The organism is Archangium sp., from assembly GCF_045802675.1.
GTDB lineage: Bacteria > Myxococcota > Myxococcia > Myxococcales > Myxococcaceae > Archangium.
This window is the reverse complement of record NZ_JBJMQO010000137.1, coordinates 19,480-35,467: the sequence shown is the minus strand read 5'-3', so window position 1 is coordinate 35,467 and position 15,988 is coordinate 19,480. Positions and strand designations below refer to the sequence as shown.

At 70.0% G+C, this 15,988-nt stretch carries 13 protein-coding genes; 6 read left to right on the top strand and 7 right to left on the bottom strand.

The genetic code is table 11. From position 1 onward, the window contains the following. Positions 1 to 3 precede the first annotated feature (3 nt). The gene (locus tag ACJ8AN_RS37685) at positions 4 to 1,413 is read right to left on the bottom strand and encodes a TIGR01777 family oxidoreductase (RefSeq protein ID WP_407760442.1); all 1,410 of its coding nucleotides are present in this window, start codon (positions 1,411 to 1,413) and stop codon (positions 4 to 6) included. Between the two features lie 65 nt (positions 1,414 to 1,478). On the opposite strand from ACJ8AN_RS37685, the gene ACJ8AN_RS37680 reads away from it, so the two are divergent. From ACJ8AN_RS37680 to ACJ8AN_RS37665, 4 genes are all read left to right on the top strand, one after another. Then, a complete protein-coding gene (locus ACJ8AN_RS37680) occupies positions 1,479 to 2,420 on the top strand; it encodes an L-threonylcarbamoyladenylate synthase (RefSeq protein ID WP_407760441.1) in 942 nt (313 codons plus the stop codon). A gap of 225 nt (positions 2,421 to 2,645) precedes the next feature. Continuing rightward, complete coding sequence (locus ACJ8AN_RS37675; protein WP_407760440.1) at positions 2,646 to 3,257, top strand: hypothetical protein; 612 nt, start codon at positions 2,646 to 2,648, stop codon at positions 3,255 to 3,257. Next, positions 3,254 to 4,090: a hypothetical protein gene (locus ACJ8AN_RS37670; protein WP_407760439.1), complete on the top strand. Its 837-nt coding sequence runs from the start codon at positions 3,254 to 3,256 to the stop codon at positions 4,088 to 4,090. The genes ACJ8AN_RS37675 and ACJ8AN_RS37670 overlap by 4 nt, the downstream gene beginning before the upstream one ends. Positions 4,091 to 4,237: 147 nt before the next feature. Beyond that, a complete protein-coding gene (locus ACJ8AN_RS37665; protein WP_407760438.1) occupies positions 4,238 to 5,269 on the top strand; it encodes a hypothetical protein in 1,032 nt (343 codons plus the stop codon). Here ACJ8AN_RS37665 and hemH read toward each other — a convergent pair. From hemH to ACJ8AN_RS37635, 6 genes are all read right to left on the bottom strand, one after another. Beyond that, positions 5,211 to 6,302 (bottom strand): ferrochelatase, encoded by a 1,092-nt coding sequence (hemH, locus tag ACJ8AN_RS37660; protein WP_407760437.1) that lies wholly within the window; start codon positions 6,300 to 6,302, stop codon positions 5,211 to 5,213. The genes ACJ8AN_RS37665 and hemH overlap by 59 nt on opposite strands. Before the next feature lie 6 nt (positions 6,303 to 6,308). Beyond that, entirely contained in the window at positions 6,309 to 6,692 is a 384-nt protein-coding gene (apaG, locus tag ACJ8AN_RS37655) for a Co2+/Mg2+ efflux protein ApaG (protein ID WP_407760436.1), read from the bottom strand. A 61-nt stretch (positions 6,693 to 6,753) separates the two neighbouring features. After that, positions 6,754 to 7,740, bottom strand: a complete 987-nt coding sequence (locus ACJ8AN_RS37650) for a TerC family protein (RefSeq protein WP_407760435.1) — start codon at positions 7,738 to 7,740, stop codon at positions 6,754 to 6,756. Positions 7,741 to 7,825: 85 nt separating this feature from the next. Beyond that, positions 7,826 to 9,982: a glycogen debranching protein GlgX gene (gene glgX, locus ACJ8AN_RS37645; RefSeq protein ID WP_407760434.1), complete on the bottom strand. Its 2,157-nt coding sequence runs from the start codon at positions 9,980 to 9,982 to the stop codon at positions 7,826 to 7,828. Beyond that, positions 9,979 to 13,062 carry a malto-oligosyltrehalose synthase gene (gene treY, locus ACJ8AN_RS37640; RefSeq protein ID WP_407760433.1) on the bottom strand — a complete coding sequence of 1,028 codons (3,084 nt, stop codon included), beginning with the start codon at positions 13,060 to 13,062 and terminating at the stop codon, positions 9,979 to 9,981. Before treY ends, glgX begins: the two co-directional genes overlap by 4 nt. A gap of 163 nt (positions 13,063 to 13,225) precedes the next feature. Continuing rightward, positions 13,226 to 13,567, bottom strand: coding sequence for an SWIB/MDM2 domain-containing protein (locus tag ACJ8AN_RS37635; protein ID WP_407760432.1), 342 nt, complete (start codon positions 13,565 to 13,567; stop codon positions 13,226 to 13,228). Positions 13,568 to 14,194: 627 nt separating this feature from the next. Here ACJ8AN_RS37635 and ACJ8AN_RS37630 point away from each other — a divergent pair. Continuing rightward, positions 14,195 to 15,625 carry an ATP-binding protein gene (locus ACJ8AN_RS37630; protein WP_407760431.1) on the top strand — a complete coding sequence of 477 codons (1,431 nt, stop codon included), beginning with the start codon at positions 14,195 to 14,197 and terminating at the stop codon, positions 15,623 to 15,625. Further along, positions 15,595 to 15,939, top strand: a complete 345-nt coding sequence (locus ACJ8AN_RS37625) for a hypothetical protein (RefSeq protein WP_407760430.1) — start codon at positions 15,595 to 15,597, stop codon at positions 15,937 to 15,939. Before ACJ8AN_RS37630 ends, ACJ8AN_RS37625 begins: the two co-directional genes overlap by 31 nt. Positions 15,940 to 15,988 lie beyond the last annotated feature (49 nt).

Genomic DNA, 15,988 nt, shown 5'->3' with positions numbered 1-15,988 from the left:
GCCTCAACCATGCTGGAAGCGCGGACCCTCGGTCGTCTTCCCGAGCGTGAAGCGCAGGGCCTGCTCCAGCGTGGGGTGGAGGAAGGTGAAGCCCTCGCGCTGCGCCACCTCGGGGCGGATGCGGGCGCCGTTCAGCAGCATCTCCTGGCCCATCTCCCCGAAGAGGGTGCGCACCATGGCGGCCGGCAGCGGAACCACCGTCGGCCGGGACAGCACCTGGCCGAGCGTCCGGGCGAAGTCCTCCTGCCGCACGGGGTTGGGCGCCACCGCGTTGACGGGCCCGCGCATCCCCTCGGTGAACAGGGCGAAGTGCACCAGCCCGAGCACGTCCTCGAGCGACACCCAACTCATCCACTGCTGGCCGGTGCCCATGCGGCCCCCGCCTCCGGCCTGGAAGGCGGGCAGCATCTTCGCCAACGCGCCGCTCTTCGCGCTGAGCACCACGCCCAGGCGCAGGTGCACCACGCGGATGCCGGCCCGCTCCGCCGGCTCGGTGGCCGCCTCCCACTCGCGGGAGACGTCGGCGAGGAAGCCCCGCCCGGACGCGCTCGACTCGGTGAGCTCCTCATCGCCCCGGTTGCCGTAGAAGCCCATCGCCGACGCGCTCACCAGGACGCGCGGGGGACGGGCCAGCTTCGCGAGCGACTCGCACAGCACGCGCGTGCCCTCCACGCGGCTGCGGCGGATGAGATCCTTACGCTCCGGCGTCCAGCGGCCCTCGGCGATGGGCGCTCCGGCCAGGTGCACCACCGCGTCCACGCCCTCGAGCGCGGCCACGTCCATCTCGCCCTGGCCCGGCGCCCAGGCGATGTCCCCCGCCTCGGGCCGGCCGCGCACCAGCCGCCGCACCCGGTGGCCTCCCGTGGTGAGGAAGGGCACCAGCGCACTGCCCACCAGCCCCGACGCGCCGCTCACCGCCACCGTCCGCGGCGCGTGCCCGGCGAAGGCCGCGTGGCGCCGCAGGTCCTCGCGGGTGACGGCATGGCGGTAGGCGAACATCCGCTCCAGCCGGTGCCGCGAGTAGCCCCCGGCCACCACGCTCCCGAGCGTCCCCACCGGCAGCGCGTACTCCACGTCGTCCTCCAGCACCGTGCCGCCCGAGGGCTCGTCCCACATGCGGTGCGTGTGCACCCATCTGGCGAAGGGCCCCGACTCCTGCATGTCCTGGAAGAGCGAGCCGGGCACGTAGCGGGTGTGCCGCGCCGTCCAGGGCAGGGAGACGGGCCCCAGGTGCATGCGCAGCACCACCCGGGTGCCCTCGCGGATGCCCTCGCCCTGCTTCTCCACCACCTCCACGGGCTCCCAGGGGGGCGTCAGGCGCTGGAAGGCCCCCTCGCGGGCATGCCAGGCGAACACCGCCTCGGCGTTCACCGGCATCTGGCTGCGCGCTTCGAATCGCTGCGACTTGCCCATCGTCCCCTCCGGGCGCCAGATTGCGCCCGACAAGCATGCTTACCTCGGACCTCCTCACTCGGGCAGTGGAAACCCTCCGGCGCGGCGGCGTCATCGCCCTGCCCACGGAGACGGTGTATGGCCTGGCCGCCAATTGCGAGGACGAGCTGGCCGTCCGCCGCGTCTTCGCCATCAAGGGCCGTCCCGCCACCCACCCGCTCATCGTCCACGTGGCCCGCGCCGAGGAGCTGCCCTCGTGGGCCCGCCACGTGCCCGAGGACGCCTGGCGTCTGGCGAGGGCCTTCTGGCCGGGGCCCCTCACGCTGGTGCTGCCGCGCACCTCGCGCGCCACGGACGCGGTGACGGGCGGCCAGGACACGGTGGCCATTCGGGTGCCCAACCACCCGGTGGCACTGGCCGTGCTGGACGCGCTCGGGGGCGGGGTGGCCGCGCCGAGCGCCAACCGTTTCGGCCGGGTGAGCCCCACCACCGCCGGGCACGTGCGCGCGGACCTGGGGGACGAGGTGGACCTCATCCTCGATGGAGGCCCGTGCACGGTGGGCGTGGAGTCCACCATCGTGGATTTGAGCGGCGAGGAGCCCGCGGTGCTGCGCCCCGGGGGCCTGGCGGTGGAGGAAATCGAGCGCGTGCTGGGACGCAAGGTGCCGGTGCGGACCTCGGCCACGGTGCGGGTGTCGGGGAGCCTCGCCTCGCACTACGCGCCCCGGGCGGGGGTGGTGCTCTCCGAGCCCGCGGACGTGGTGTCGCGCGTGGAGGCCCTGCGCGCGCAGGGGCAGAGCGTGGGCGTGCTGGGCCCTCCGGGCCTCACGTTGCCCGCGGGGGTGCCCCGCTACGACGTGCCCGAGGATCCGGCCGGCGCGGCGCGAGCCCTCTACACGCGGCTGCGCGAGGCGGATGAGCGGGGCCATGACGTCCTGGTGGCCTGCCTGCCCCGCTCCGAGGGACTTGGTATCGCCGTGAGGGACCGCCTGGCCCGAGCCGCCGCGCCCCGGCCCAGCGGAGGCTGAAACAGCAGGTGCACCTCGGGGTTTTTCCGCTCGGTCGTAGTCGACTACGAGTGCTACAGCACATTCACCTACATCACTCGTAGTCGACTACGACCGAAGCGCTCTCCAAGGACATGCTTGAAGCACCACGCCGAGAATACCCAGACAACACTCACGACCCTCTCGCGAAAGCTCCTCGCGGCAAGCCTGAGTCTTCTGCTCGTTTCCTGTAGTGCCACCCGGCCCATGACAGCAGCGCAGGGCCCCACCGGCCCACAGGACTTGCACAAATACGCGCTCCTCATCCAGGAGCTGCCGGATGGGCAGGTGACGCATGACTGGAAACCGCTCTCCGAATTCGACCTGGCGAAACTCCAGAACACCCTGGGCGCCGTGAGCTCGCACCGAGGCATCGTGCGTGTCTCCTCGAAGGGACTGAAGGCATATTGCGAAGGTCGGCGGGAGCAGTGTGTGCAGGACTGCACCGCGAGTCGCAGTCCGGTCCGGATCGGTCACCGCATCTATGACGATGTCAAGACAACGCCGTGGCGCGTGGCCCGGGGGCCATGGTGTCAAGCGAATTGCCTGGACGAGGCCGTCCAGTGCGCGAAGAACAGGGGGAGTTGGGCCGAAGAATACGCCGCGAAGTTCGATTCAATAGAACCCGCAGTGGTTTGGATCAAAACCCACCGCGAGGAGATTCTCACGGGCGCTGTCATCGTCATCGCTGGAGTCGCCTTCGTTGCCGCGGTCGCCGCTTCCGGCGGAGGTGCTCTCGTCCTGATGCCATTCGTGTTCGTCGCGGAGAACCCTCTCGAGAGACCCGCCTCCACCACTCTCGCGGAGGCCACCCGATGAGCATCTATGACACCCTTATCGTCGCGGGACGATTCGCCTCGGAACGGTGGCGGGCAGCGAGGCTCGAAGGCCGAGAGGAAGAACAGCGGCTCTGGCAGCAGACGCACATGTACAGCAACTTCATCAGCGTCACAGGCCAGGCATACCTGTTCGAAGACTACCTCGAGCAGCACCCTCCCACGCCACGACCCTACGTGAGCAGCGTCCTCTGGACGCATCAGGGTTCGACCGCGCAAAAACTCATGGCGCTCCTGCTGAAGGCTTTCGACGAGACGCCCGACAAGCAGCCCGTGAGCGTGCTCATCCACATGCTCAACTTCATCGCGGACACCGGCCAATTCGAGGCTTGCGAGGACTACGTCGACAACCGCCTTGATTACGCGCCGCTCACCATCGCCCACTTCGCGACGCGTGAGGAGGCGGAAGCCTGGCAGAAGGGCCTCGCGGAGCCCCTCAGTCCTGCGAACATCCTCATTGGCGATGATTACTACATGGCTTCGTATTTCCGTGAAGACAACACCCGCCACATCTACCGCGAGTACGTCATCGAGCCCTACATCGCGGAGGAAATCAAAGCGACGGGAATCCCTCCCAAGGTGCCCGCCTTCGAAACCCGCGCGGAAGCGGAGTCCTGGCTGGAGCAACACCCGGCCCATCCCTTCGCCTTCGTGTCCATCGCCGGGGAGCACTATTTCGCGGTGAACCACAAGAGACTGAAGCGCCACACGCTTCACCATGTGGCCTCCAGCCTGGCGGTATTGGAGGAGTGGAAGAAGAGGATCGCCGAGATCGAAAAGGCAGGGGAGGAGGAGGCTGAGGCGGAGGACGAGTAGCCCCCGCCACCCCCGCCCCCGGCGCCTGACGCAATGCACCGAGGCCGGGGGCGACCAGACCTCGCGTGCACCCGGTGGCCGCCCTGCCGTAGACTCCTGGACATTCCGAAGTCCGGACTCTCCCCGGCTTCCACCAGGAGCCTCTTCGTGAACCGGCGCCTCCTCGGCCTGCTCGCCGCCCTCTGCCTGACCTCCGCCTGCAAGGAGGAGCCCGTCGGGAAGATGGAGCCCATTCCCCGTCCGACCGAAATGCCCGCCACCGGGCCGAAGAAGGCCGAGGCGCCCAAGCCCACCCGCGCCCCCGAGCCTCCGCCGGATCCCTCCAAGGTGACGCTGCGCTGGAAGCTCACCGCCCCCACCGCCTTCCGCCTCACCACCAGCGCCTCCGAGTCCTCCGCGCCCGCCCCGGCCCCCAAGGGCAAGAAGGGCCGCGCTGCCCCCGCCGAGACCCGCCGCAGCGAGACCTCCGCCATCTTCGTGCTGCAGAAGACCGAGTCCGGCGACTACGCCTTCCGCATCGTCCCCCAGGGCGCCGGCGGTGAGGCCGACCAGGGCACCATGAGCGAGCGCGGCTTCGTCATGGACGGGCTCGCCGGACCGCTGCGCAACACGGCGGTGCTGGTGCTCGAGCTGCCGCGAGACCCTATCGGCCCGGACGCCACCTGGGCGCTCGGCGCGGACCTGGTGGACATGAGCTCCGTGCCCGGCTTCGTCGAGCAGAAGGCCGATCGCCGCAACCAGGTGAAGCTCGTCTCGCTCACCCCCGGGGAGAACGGGGAGCAGGTGGCGACGCTCGAGTACGACCTCTCGGAGAACATCTCCGGGCAGATGCGCGGCAGGCAGACCGCCGCGGCGTCCAAGTCCACCAAGAAGGAGAAGGAGGCGAGCAAGAAGGACGCGGGCAAGAAGGACGCGGACGGGCACGACGACGCGCACGCGGATGCCCCCGCTTCGTCTCCGGCCCCCACCGGCCCGGCCGCCTTCGCCGAGATGCGGGTGAAGGGCCGGGGCGAGTTCCTCGTGAAGGCGGGCCGCTGGCGCTCCTGGGCGGCCACGCTCACCACCCACACCGAGGGCACCTCCCTGCCCGGCCAGGCCGACGGCGAGCGCCAGCTGCGCCTCACCCCGCTCGACTCGGTACCGCCGGAGCTCCTTCAGCCGCAGCAGGCGAAGAAGTAGCGCCCGGCTCCGACTCGCGCACCAGCCGCACCACGCCCTCCACCCACGCGGGGTGGGCATTGAGCGAGGGGACGAGCGTCAGGGACTCGCCCCCGCTCGCCAGGAACTGCTCCCGCCCGCGGATGGCCACCTCCTCCACCGTCTCGAGGCAGTCGGCGACGAAGGCGGGGCACATCACCGCCAGGCGCTTCACCCCGCGCGCGGCCAGCTCCGGCAGCACCACGTCCGTGTACGGCTTCACCCACGGCGTGCGCCCCAGGCGGGACTGGAAGGAGACGCTCCAGCCCTCGGGCGCCAGTTCCAGCCGCTGCGCCAGCCCGCGCGCCGTGGCGTAGCACTGGGCCCGGTAGCAGTGGCGGTTGGCGTCCGTGAGCGCGTCGCAGCACCCCGCCGAGGCCAGGCAGTGCGTCCCCGAGGCATCGGTGCGGCGCACGTGGCGCTCGGGCACGCCGTGGAAGCTGAAGAGGACGTGGTCCGCGTTGGCCCCGGAGATGACGGGGCGCGCCACCTCGGCGAAGGCGTCCAGGAACGCGGGGTGGCCGTGGAAGGCAGGCACCGCGCGCACGTTGGGCACGTCCCAGGGCTCGGAGAGCACCTCGTAGGTGCGCGCCAGCGAGGAGCCCGAGGAGGACGGCGCCTCCTGCGGATAGAGGGGCATCACGGTGAAGTCGCTCACGCCCCGCGCCCGCAGCCGCGCCACCGCGTCTGGCAGCGACGGGTTGCCGTAGCGCATGGCCAGCTCCACCTCGTACTGGCCCGCGAGCCGCTCGGCCACCGCCGCGGCCAGCGCCTTCGAGTGCACCATCAGCGGCGAGCCCTGCTGCGTCCAGATGGTGCGGTAGGCGTGCGCGCTCTTGGGCGAGCGGACGGGTAGGATGAAGAGGTTGAGCAGCAGCCAGCGGCCCACCGGGTGGATGTCCAGCACGCGCGCATCACTGAGGAACTCGCGCAGGTAGCGGCGCACCGCACCCGTCTCGGGGGCATCCGGCGTGCCCAGGTTGACCAGGAGCAGGCCCTTGCGTGGGGAGGTCATGTCTGGTCAGTGCAGCGAGTGCGGTTGTGTGAGGGCGAATTCCGACACGCGCGCCTCGAACTGGCGGCCGTCCGAGCGCTCCATCGTGTAGGTGCCCCGCATGGAGCCGAAGGGCGTGCGCAGCTGCGCCCAGCTCGTGTACTCGAAGCGCTCGCCGGGGCCCAGGCGCGGCTGCTTGCCCACGACGCCCTCCCCCTTCACCTCCTCCACCTTCCCGGTGGCATCGGTGATGATCCAGTGGCGGCTGCGCAACTGCGCCACCTCCTGGCCCGTGTTGACGATCTCCACCGTGTACATGAAGGCGTACTGGTGGGACTCGGGCGCGCTGCGCTCGGGCCAGTAGTTGGTGCGGACGGTGACGCGGATGCCTTCGGTGGTGACGGAGGACATGCCCCACAATTGGCTGGCTCGCCGCCCGGACGCAAGCCCAACGAAGCGGCCCCTCAGGGACTCAGGGCCTCGCCCCTTCCCGGTCCTGCTTGGACGGGGCCGGCTCGCCGGGGGCGGCGGGCTCGGCGGGCTTGGGCCAGATGAGCGAGGCCACGATGGAGGCCAGCAGCACCCCGCCGATGATGGCCAGCGACAGCCCGATGGGGATGTGGATGCCGAAGTAGACGATGAGCATCTTCACGCCCACGAAGCCCAGGATGACGCCCAGGCCCACCTTGAGCAGGTGGAACTTCTCCATGAGGCTCGCCACCACGAAGAAGAGCGAGCGCAGGCCGAGGATGGCGCACACGTTGGACGTGTAGACGATGAAGGCGTTCTGGCTGATGCCCAGCACGGCGGGAATCGAGTCCAGGGCGAAGAGCAGGTCCGTGGCCTCCACCACCATCAGCACCAGGAAGAGGGGCGTCACCTTGCGCCGGCCGTCCTCGGTGATGAAGAAGCGGCTGCCCTCGCCCTGGCGGGCCACCGGGAGCATGCGCCGGGCCACCCGCACGATGAGGGCCTGTTCGGGGTCGGCCGCGTCGTCGTCCTTGGAGAAGGCCATCTTCGCCGCGGTGAAGACGAGGAAGGCGCCGAAGAGGTAGAGCAGCCAGTGGAAGCGCTGGACGAGCGCGGTGCCGGCCAGGATGAGGGCGGCGCGCATGACGAAGGCGCCGAGAATCCCCCAGAAGAGCACCCGGTGTTGCACCTCCAGCGCGACGCGGAAGTAGGCGAACACCACGAGGAAGACGAAGAGGTTGTCCACCGAGAGCGCGTACTCGATGACATAGGCCGTCACCCACTCGGTGGCCTGGGCGTTGGTCCAGAAGCCGGAGTACCAGACGCCGCCGCAGAAGAGCAGGCTGAGGACGATCCACACCACCGTCCACGCGCCCGCCTCCTTGGGCGAGACCACGTGCTCCTCGCGGTGGAAGAGGCCCAGGTCCAGGGCCAGCATGGCCAGGACGAAGACGTTGAAGCCCACCCAGAGCGCGACTTGTGTATTCAAGAGCGTGTTTCCCCGGCCCGGCCGATGGTGACGGACTCCCCCCTATAACGGGCAAGGCGGCCCGCCGTCACCCACCTTGAGCCTCTTATTCGCGCGGGAGTGTCTGTTCCGTGGCGGGGCGGCGCAGCACCACCAGGGCCCGGCCGGCCACCACCACGCTGCCTCCGGCGGGGGTATGGGTGTGCGGGGACACGCGGGACTGGCCGGTGTTCACCACCTCCTCCCAGTCCGCGCCCCATTCGATGGCGGGCAGATGGAAGGTGATGGGCTCGTGGTGGGCGTTCATCAGCACCAGGAGTGTGTCCCCCACGAGCCGGTTGCCCTCGTCGTCCGGGGTGGCGATGGCGTCGCCCCCGAGGAGGAAGCCGATGGAGGGCACCACGGGCTTCTCCCAGTCCTCCTTCTTCATCTCCAGGCCGTCGGGGCGGAACCAGACCAGGTCCTTGAGCTTGCTGTCCCAGATGGTGGAGCCGCGGAAGAACTTGCGCTTGGAGAGCACCGGCTGCGCGCGGCGCAACTGGCTGAGCTGCACGGTGAAGTCGAGCAGCTTGTGCTGGGACTCGGAGAGGTTCCAGTCCACCCAGGACAGGGGGTTGTCCTGGCAGTAGGCGTTGTTGTTGCCGCGCTGGGTGCGGCCCAGCTCGTCGCCGGCCAGCAGCATGGGCACGCCCTGCGACAGGAAGAGCGTGGCGAGGAAGTTGCGCTTCTGCTGCTCACGCAGCTGGTTGATGACGGCGTCCGTCGTCTCGCCCTCCACGCCGCAGTTCCACGCGTGGTTGTCGTTGGCGCCGTCGCGGTTCTCCTCGAGGTTGGCCTCGTTGTGCTTCTGGCTGTAGGTGACGAGGTCATGCAGGGTGAAGCCGTCGTGGGCGGTGATGAAGTTGACGCTCGCGGTGGGCTTGCGGCCGCTCAGCGCGTACAGGTCCGACGAGCCGGTGAGCCGGTAGCCGATCTCCGCCGCCTGCCGGTCATCGCCCTTCCAGAAGCGGCGGATGGTGTCGCGGTACTTACCGTTCCACTCGCTCCACACGACGGGGAAGTTGCCCACCTGGTAGCCGAAGTCGCCCACGTCCCAGGGCTCGGCGATGAGCTTCACGCGGCTGAGCACCGGATCCTGGTGCACCATCTGGAAGAAGGCGGCGCGGGTGTCGTAGCCGTGCCTGTCCCGCCCGAGCGTGGTGGCCAGGTCGAAGCGGAAGCCGTCCACGTGCATCTCCCGCACCCAGTAGCGCAGGGAGTCCATGACGAGCTTGAGCGCGTAGGGGTGGGTGGCGTTCCACGAGTTCCCCGTGCCGGTGAAGTCCTGGTAGTAGCGCGGATCCTTCTCCAGCAGCCGGTAGTAGGCGGAGTTGTCCAGGCCCTTGAAGGACAGGGTGGGCCCGAGGTGGTTGCCCTCGCAGGTGTGGTTGTAGACGACGTCGAGGATGACCTCGATGCCGGCGCGGTGGAGCGCCTTCACCATGGCCTTGAACTCGACGACCTGGCCGCCGCGCGAGCCCGAGGCGCTGAAGCGCGCGTCGGGAGCGAAGTAGCCCAGGGTGCTGTAGCCCCAGTAGTTGGTGAGGCCCTTGTTGACGAGGAAGGGCTCGTCCACGTGGGAGTGGATGGGCAGCAGCTCCACGGCGGTGACGCCCAGCCGCTTGAGGTGCTCGATGACGGCGGGGTGCGCCAGGCCCGCGTAGGTGCCGCGTTGGTGCTCGGGCACGGCGGGGTGCAGCCTGGTGAGGCCCTTCACGTGGGCCTCGTAGAGGAGCGTGCGATTCCACGGCACGGACGGCGCGCTGTCGCCCTCCCAGTCGAAGTCGTCGGTGAGGACGACGGCCTTGGGCACGCCGGGGGCGCTGTCGCGCGTGTCGAAGCTCAGGTCCTGCTCCTCGTCCCCGAGCACGTAGGCGTAGAGGGGCGAGGAGAAGTCCACCTGCCCGTGCAGGGCACGGGCGTAGGGGTCCACCAGCAGCTTATGCGGGTTGAAGCGCAGGCCGCGCCGGGGCTCGTAGGCCCCGTGGGCGCGGAAGCCGTAGAGGGTGCCCGTCTGCAGCCCCGGGATGAAACCGTGCCACACGTGCTGGTTGTGCTCCGGCAGCACGTAGCGGCGCAGCTCGCGCGAGGGCTGCTCGGCGTCGAAGAGGCACACCTCCACCTTCCGCGCGTGCTCGCTGAAGACGGCGAAGTTGACTCCATTGCCAAGGTACGTGGCGCCCAGGGGATACGGCTTGCCTGGTAGCACCTCCGCCCGTCTCATCCATCGCTCCTCTCCAACAGCACCAGCGGGAAGCCCGCCAGCAGAGGAGCCAGGGGCAGCACCGCGCCACCCGCCTGTCGCCCCGGCCGGACCTCCCGCCCGGTGAACACGTCCCGGAACGTCATGCTCGCATAGGACTCGGGCAATTCCAGGGACGTTTCTTCATGGGCCCCCGCGAGGCCCCGGGGCGACTCCAGGGCGGAGAGGGTGTAGCGCGGTGCGGCGGCGATGACGACGGCCTTCTCGTGCTCGCGGGCGAAGGCCACCGCCGCGTCCGCGCGCGGGCCCACCAGGCTCAGCGCCCGGTAGTGGCCACGGTGGAAGAGGGCCGCCTGGCGCCGGCGCAGGCGCAGGGCCTCGGCCACGAGGAAGAGCTTGATGTGGCCATCGTCCATGTCCGCCACCAGCCGCGCGCACAGCCCCAGCCGGTCCGCCTTCGCCTCCTCGTCCAGCTTCCGCAGCAGGCTGTCTCTCAGGCGGTAGTCCACCGGCCGGCGGTTGTCCGGGTCCACCAGCGACAGGTCCCACAGCTCGCAGCCCTGGTAGGTGTCCGCCACGCCGGGCGAGGCCAGCTTCAGCAGCTGCTGGCCGAGCGCGTTGTGCTGCCCGGCCCGCTCGATGCGGCGCTTGAAGGACTGGAGGTCCTCGAGGAAGACGCGGCCGCGGGACTCGTCCAGGCAGGCCTCGACGAAGCGCGCCACGCCCTCCTCGTAGGCGCTGTCCGGGTTGGTCCACGAGGTGCGGACCTTGGCCTCCTTAATGGCCTTGAGCATGTACTCGCGCAGGCGCTGGCGCAGCTCGCCGAGCCCCTCGCTGGAGAGGGACGGGCCCATGGGCCAGGCGCCCACCAGCGTCTGGTAGAAGAGGTACTCGTCGTTGGCGGACGGCGCGGGGCCGGAGGGCAGCTCGGTGCGGAAGGCCCGCGTCAGCTCCGACCAGCGCCCCACCCGGTGGCTCCACTCCTCGGGCAGCTCGGAGAGGACGTTGATGCGCGCGCGCACGTCCTCGCTGCGCTTGGTGTCGTGGGTGCTGGTGGTGAGCATGCTCGCCGGCCAGTGCTCGGCGCGCTCCAGGTTGCGGGCGTGGAAGACGTCGGCGGTGGTGCCGAAGTGCTCCGGCTCGCCGCCCACCTCGTTGAGCGAGACGAGCCGGTGGTACACGTAGAAGACGGTGTCCTCCAGCCCCTTGGCCATCACCGGGCCCGTCACCTGCTGCACCTTCATGGCGAAGGCGAGCATCTCCGCCCGCTCGTGCGGCCCCAGGTGCTCCGGGTAGCGCCGCAGCAGCACGTCCCCGAGGAAGTCGAAGATGCTGGAGTTGAGGGTGGCGTTGCGCGCCTTGGCGTGGCGCAGCGTGTCCTCGATGTAGCGCACGTCGCGCGCGTCCAGCTCCGGCCGCCAGTCGTCCACGTAGGTGCGGTAGACGGGGAAGAGGGCGATGAACTCGGCCAGCGCGCGCCGCAGGCTGTTGAGCGTGAAGTCGCGCGTGCGCCGGTTCATCTCCGAGATGCGGTTGAGCCGGTGGGCGAGCATGTTCAGCTCGCTCGACATGAAGTCGCGTAGGAGGAGGCGTTTCTTGTCGTAGACGAGCTCCTCGAAGTCCGGCGCCTCGCCGATGAAGCGGTGGTACGTCTCCGTCAGCGGCGCCTCGGCCTCCGGCTTCACGAAGACACCGCCCACCGCGTTGGCGAAGCGGTAGCCCGTGGTGCCGTGCACCGCCCAGTCCTCGGGGATGCGCTCGCGGCCGCCTTGAATCTTCTCCACCGCCACGAAGAGCGCCTTGCGCAGCGGCGAGTCCGCCCGTGCCCCCGCCTCCGCCTGCCAGCGCTCGCGCAGCCGCTGCTCCACCTGCGGCCACACCGTGGACTGCTCGCCGTGCTCGGACTCGAAGAGCGCCCGCGCCCGCTCCACGAAGTACTGCTCCTGGAGGTTGAGGAAGTAGGCCGTGGGATCATAGAGGCCGTCCGGGTGATCGATTCGCAACCCGGTGACGCAGCCCTGACGCAGCCAGTCGAAGATGCGCTGGTGGGCCTCGGTGAACACGTCCGGATCCTCCACCCGGATGGCGGCCAGCCCGTTGATGTCGAAGAAGCGACGGTAGTTGATCTCCTCGCCCGCCACGCGCCACTGGGCCAGCCGGTAGCTACAGCCCTCCAGCAGCGCGTCCAGCTCGTCGAAGGAGCGCGGGTTGCCCGGCACGCCGTTGAGGGCCTCCACGTTGGCGGAGAGGTGCGCGGACACCTCGCGGCTCTCGCGGGCCAGGGCGGCCAGGCGGCGCTTGATGACCTCCTTCTCGCGGTTGCGCTCGATGACGCGGGCGCGCTCCGTCTCCGAGCGATGGGGCAGGTGGCTGATGGCGGTGAGGATGGAGTGCAACTCGATGAGGTGCGGGTGCTCCGAGCCCAGCCGGACCTCGAGCTCCTCGAAGTTGCGCCGCAGCACCCGCCCGTACTGCCCGGGGGCCACCGGCAGCACGCGATCGTAGTAGTGGATGACGAAGGCGCCGTCGCGGTAGCCCAGCCGCAGCTCCCCGCGCTCGAGCACCACGCCGTACTGGTCTCCCAGCACCGGCAGCAGCACCTTGCCCTCCAGCTCGTCCTTCACCGGGTTCCAGTCGATGTCGAAGAAGCGCGCGTACAGGGACGAGGGGCCGTTCTCCAGCACGTCGAACCACAGCGGGTTGAACGTCTCGATGCCCATGTGGTTGGGCACCACGTCCAGCACCTGGCCCAGGCCGTGCTCACGCGCCGCGGAGCAGAAGGCCGCGTGCTCCTCGCGCGAGCCCACCTCCGGGTTGAGGTGCTTGTGGTCCACGCAGTCATAGCCGTGGGTGCTGCCCGGGCTCGCCTTGAGGTAGGGCGAGCAGTACACGTCCGTGAGGCCCAGCCGGGCCAGGTACGGCACCACCTCGCGCGCCGCGGTGAAGGGAAAGCCCTTGTGCAGTTGCAGCCGATAGGTGGACAGCGGCATGGAGCGGCTCAGCAGCTCGCCCCGCACGCGTCCGAATAGCGCCCCAACCAGGGCTTCCACGCCCGCCTGCCCCGCCTCTCCACCCGGCACAACCGAACCCTCGAGTCGCATACGGCTCAGTCCTAGGGCCGCCCGGCGCATCTGACTACCTCGCAGGCGCGCTTCCGCCCGCTATCCAACGCTCCCGGGCCACCCGGGCCCCTGAAAATGCAGAGGGCCCGCCACATGGTGGCGAGCCCTCCGAGGACAACACCCGGCGAACCGGGGGAACGGCTCAGCTCAGGTTCTTGTTCACCAGCGCCGTCATCTCGAACATGGTGACGGACTTCTTCCCGCCGAAGACGGGCTTGAGCTTGTCATCGGCGTTGATCTGCCGCTTGTTCTTGGCGTCCTGGAGGTTGTTCTTCTTGATGTAATCCCAGATCTTGCTGACGACCTGGGTACGGGGCAGCGGCTTGTTGCCAACGATCGCCGCGAGCTCCGGGGACGGGGTCATCTCCTTCATGAAGGCCGCGTTGGGCTTGCGCTTGGCACCCGCGGCGGACTTCTTGGCGGCGGGAGCCTTCTTCGCGGCGGCGGGAGCCTTCTTCGCGGCAGTGGTCTTCTTGGCGGCCATTCTGTTCGGATCTCCTCCCCCTGTTCGACTGTCCGGGGGCGTTGCACGGCTTGTTCACACCCAGAGCCGTCGAGCGCTAGTAGCACGCCCGAGGCCGAATTACAGCCCTCCGCTGCATTTTTCCCTCTGAGGGCCCAGGAGAAAATAGTGGTTCTCCCTCGGAAGGGAAGAGTGTTTTCTCAAGAGAAACACACCCTGTTGAACAAACTCCCCCTCGGCGCACGCTGTGGCGGAGGCACGAAGAGGCCTGGGTGCTACGTACTGGTAGCAACCTCTCAGGTCTGGTCGTGCGGGAGCACGCGCGGGTGGCGGCGGACGTGACGGTGGCGGAGGAACACGTCTTACCCATGGGGTCGCGTCGCGAGAGCGCGTCCGAGCGGGCCTCCAGAGCACCGCTGGCCATGCGAAGAGGCCGCACCGGGATGGACTCCGCGTGGCTCCGAGAGCGCCCCCGCCCGCGGTAATCGTGGGCCGGAAAATCCGCATGGCCTCCGCCAGCACGTTCACCTCTCCGACCCATTCAGCCCCCAGTGGAGAGCAGACCCCTCCCGGGGGAACCGTCATCGCGGACCGCTTCCGCATCGAGGACATGGCGGGCCGCGGCGGCATGGCTGGCCCGAGGCCGCGGTGGTGCTCGCCACCGGCCTGGGCGTGCTCGACGAGCACCTGCCCGTGGGCGAGGCCATGGACAAGGCGGGAAGGCTGCTGCGGCAGCTCGAGCAGACGCCCACCCGCTCCGGGGTGGTGCTGGACGAGGTCACCACCCGCCTGCTCGGGCCCGGCTTCCAGCTCCACCGCGCCGGCCCGGACACCTTCCTGCTGCAAGGCGAGCAGGTCAGCGTCGACACGTCCCGGCCGCTGCTGGGCAAGCCCACTCCGTGCGTGGGCCGCGAGCAGGAGCTGGCCCTGCTCGAGTTCACCCTCGCCTCCTGCTTCGAGGAGTCCTCCGCCCGCGCGCTGCTGGTGACGGCTCCGGCGGGGACGGGCAAGTCGCGCCTGCGCCACGAGTTCCTGCGCCGCATCGAGCGCCGGGAGCAGCCGGTGCTGGTGCTGCTGGGGCGCGGAGAGCCGCTGAGCGCGGGCGCCTCGTTCGGCCTGCTGGGCCAGGCCCTGCGCAAGCTGTGCGGCATCATCGAGGGCGAGGACCTGGAAGCACACCAGGCCCGGCTGCGGCAGGGCGTGGCCCGTTTCCTTCCCGCCGCCGAGGCGCATGAGACGGCCGGGTTCCTCGGCGAGCTGTGCGCCCTCCCCTTCCCGGACGAGGACAGCCCCCGCCTGCGCGCGGCGCGCGGGGACCCGCGGTTGATGAGCGCCCAGGTGAGCCGGGCGCTGGTGGGCTTCCTCCAGGCCGCGTGCACCCGCCACCCGGTGCTGCTGGTGCTGGAGGACCTGCACTGGAGTGATGGGCTCACCATCAAGCTGGTGGACGAGCTGTTGCGCGAGCTGTCCGAGCAGCCCTTCCTGGTGCTGGCGCTGGCGCGGCCGGAGGTGAAGACGCTCTTCCCCAGCCTGTGGTCGCGGCGCCTGCAGAAGGTGGCCCTCACCGGGCTGAGCCGCAAGGCCAGCACACGGCTGGTGCGCGAGGTGCTCGGCCCCCAGGTGCCCGACACCATCGTCCAGCGGGCGGTGGAGCAGTCCGACCGCAACGCGCTCTTCCTCGAGGAGCTCATCCGCATGCTGGCCGAGGGACGGGGGGAGGCGCCGCCGGAGACGGTGCTGGCGGTGATCCAGGCGCGCCTGAGGCGCATGGCGCCCGGGGTCCGCCAGACGCTGCTGGCGGCCAGCTTCTTCGGCCGCACCTTCTGGCCGGGCGGCGTGCGCGAGCTGCTGCTCCACCAGGGCGCGAGCGAGTCGGTGGACGAGCACCTGCGGCGGCTCATGGAGCAGGAGGTCATCGAGCCGCAGCCCGACAGCCACTTCCCCACCGAGCACCAGTACCGCTTCCGCCATGCGCTGGTGACGACGGAGCGCCGCACGAGGCCGAGCCCCATGCGCGCAAGGCCTGCGGGTTCCTGGCCACGCACCGGGTGGAGGTCATCCACGGCCGCACGTACCTGAGCGCCACCCTGCGCGCCCAGGGCCGCCACGCGGAGGCCCGGCGGGAAGCGGAGCTCGCCGTGGAGCAGCTGAAGCAGATGGGCAACGCGGGCGTGTACGCCGTGGCCACGCACCTGGCACTGGCGGAAGCCTGCTTCGCGGAGGGCGATGCGGGGGCGGGAGAGGCCGCCCTGCGCGAGGCCCTCCAGTGCGTGCGAGACCGGGCCAGCGACATCCCCGATCCCGCCGCGCGCGAGCGCTTCCTCACGCACGTGCCCGACAACGCCCGCACGCTCGCGCTGGCCCGGGAGCGCTGGGGCGAGCTCCCCGGGTAGCGGCCCCCTCACGGGTAGACGTCTACCCATGAAGCGCAAACACTATGTA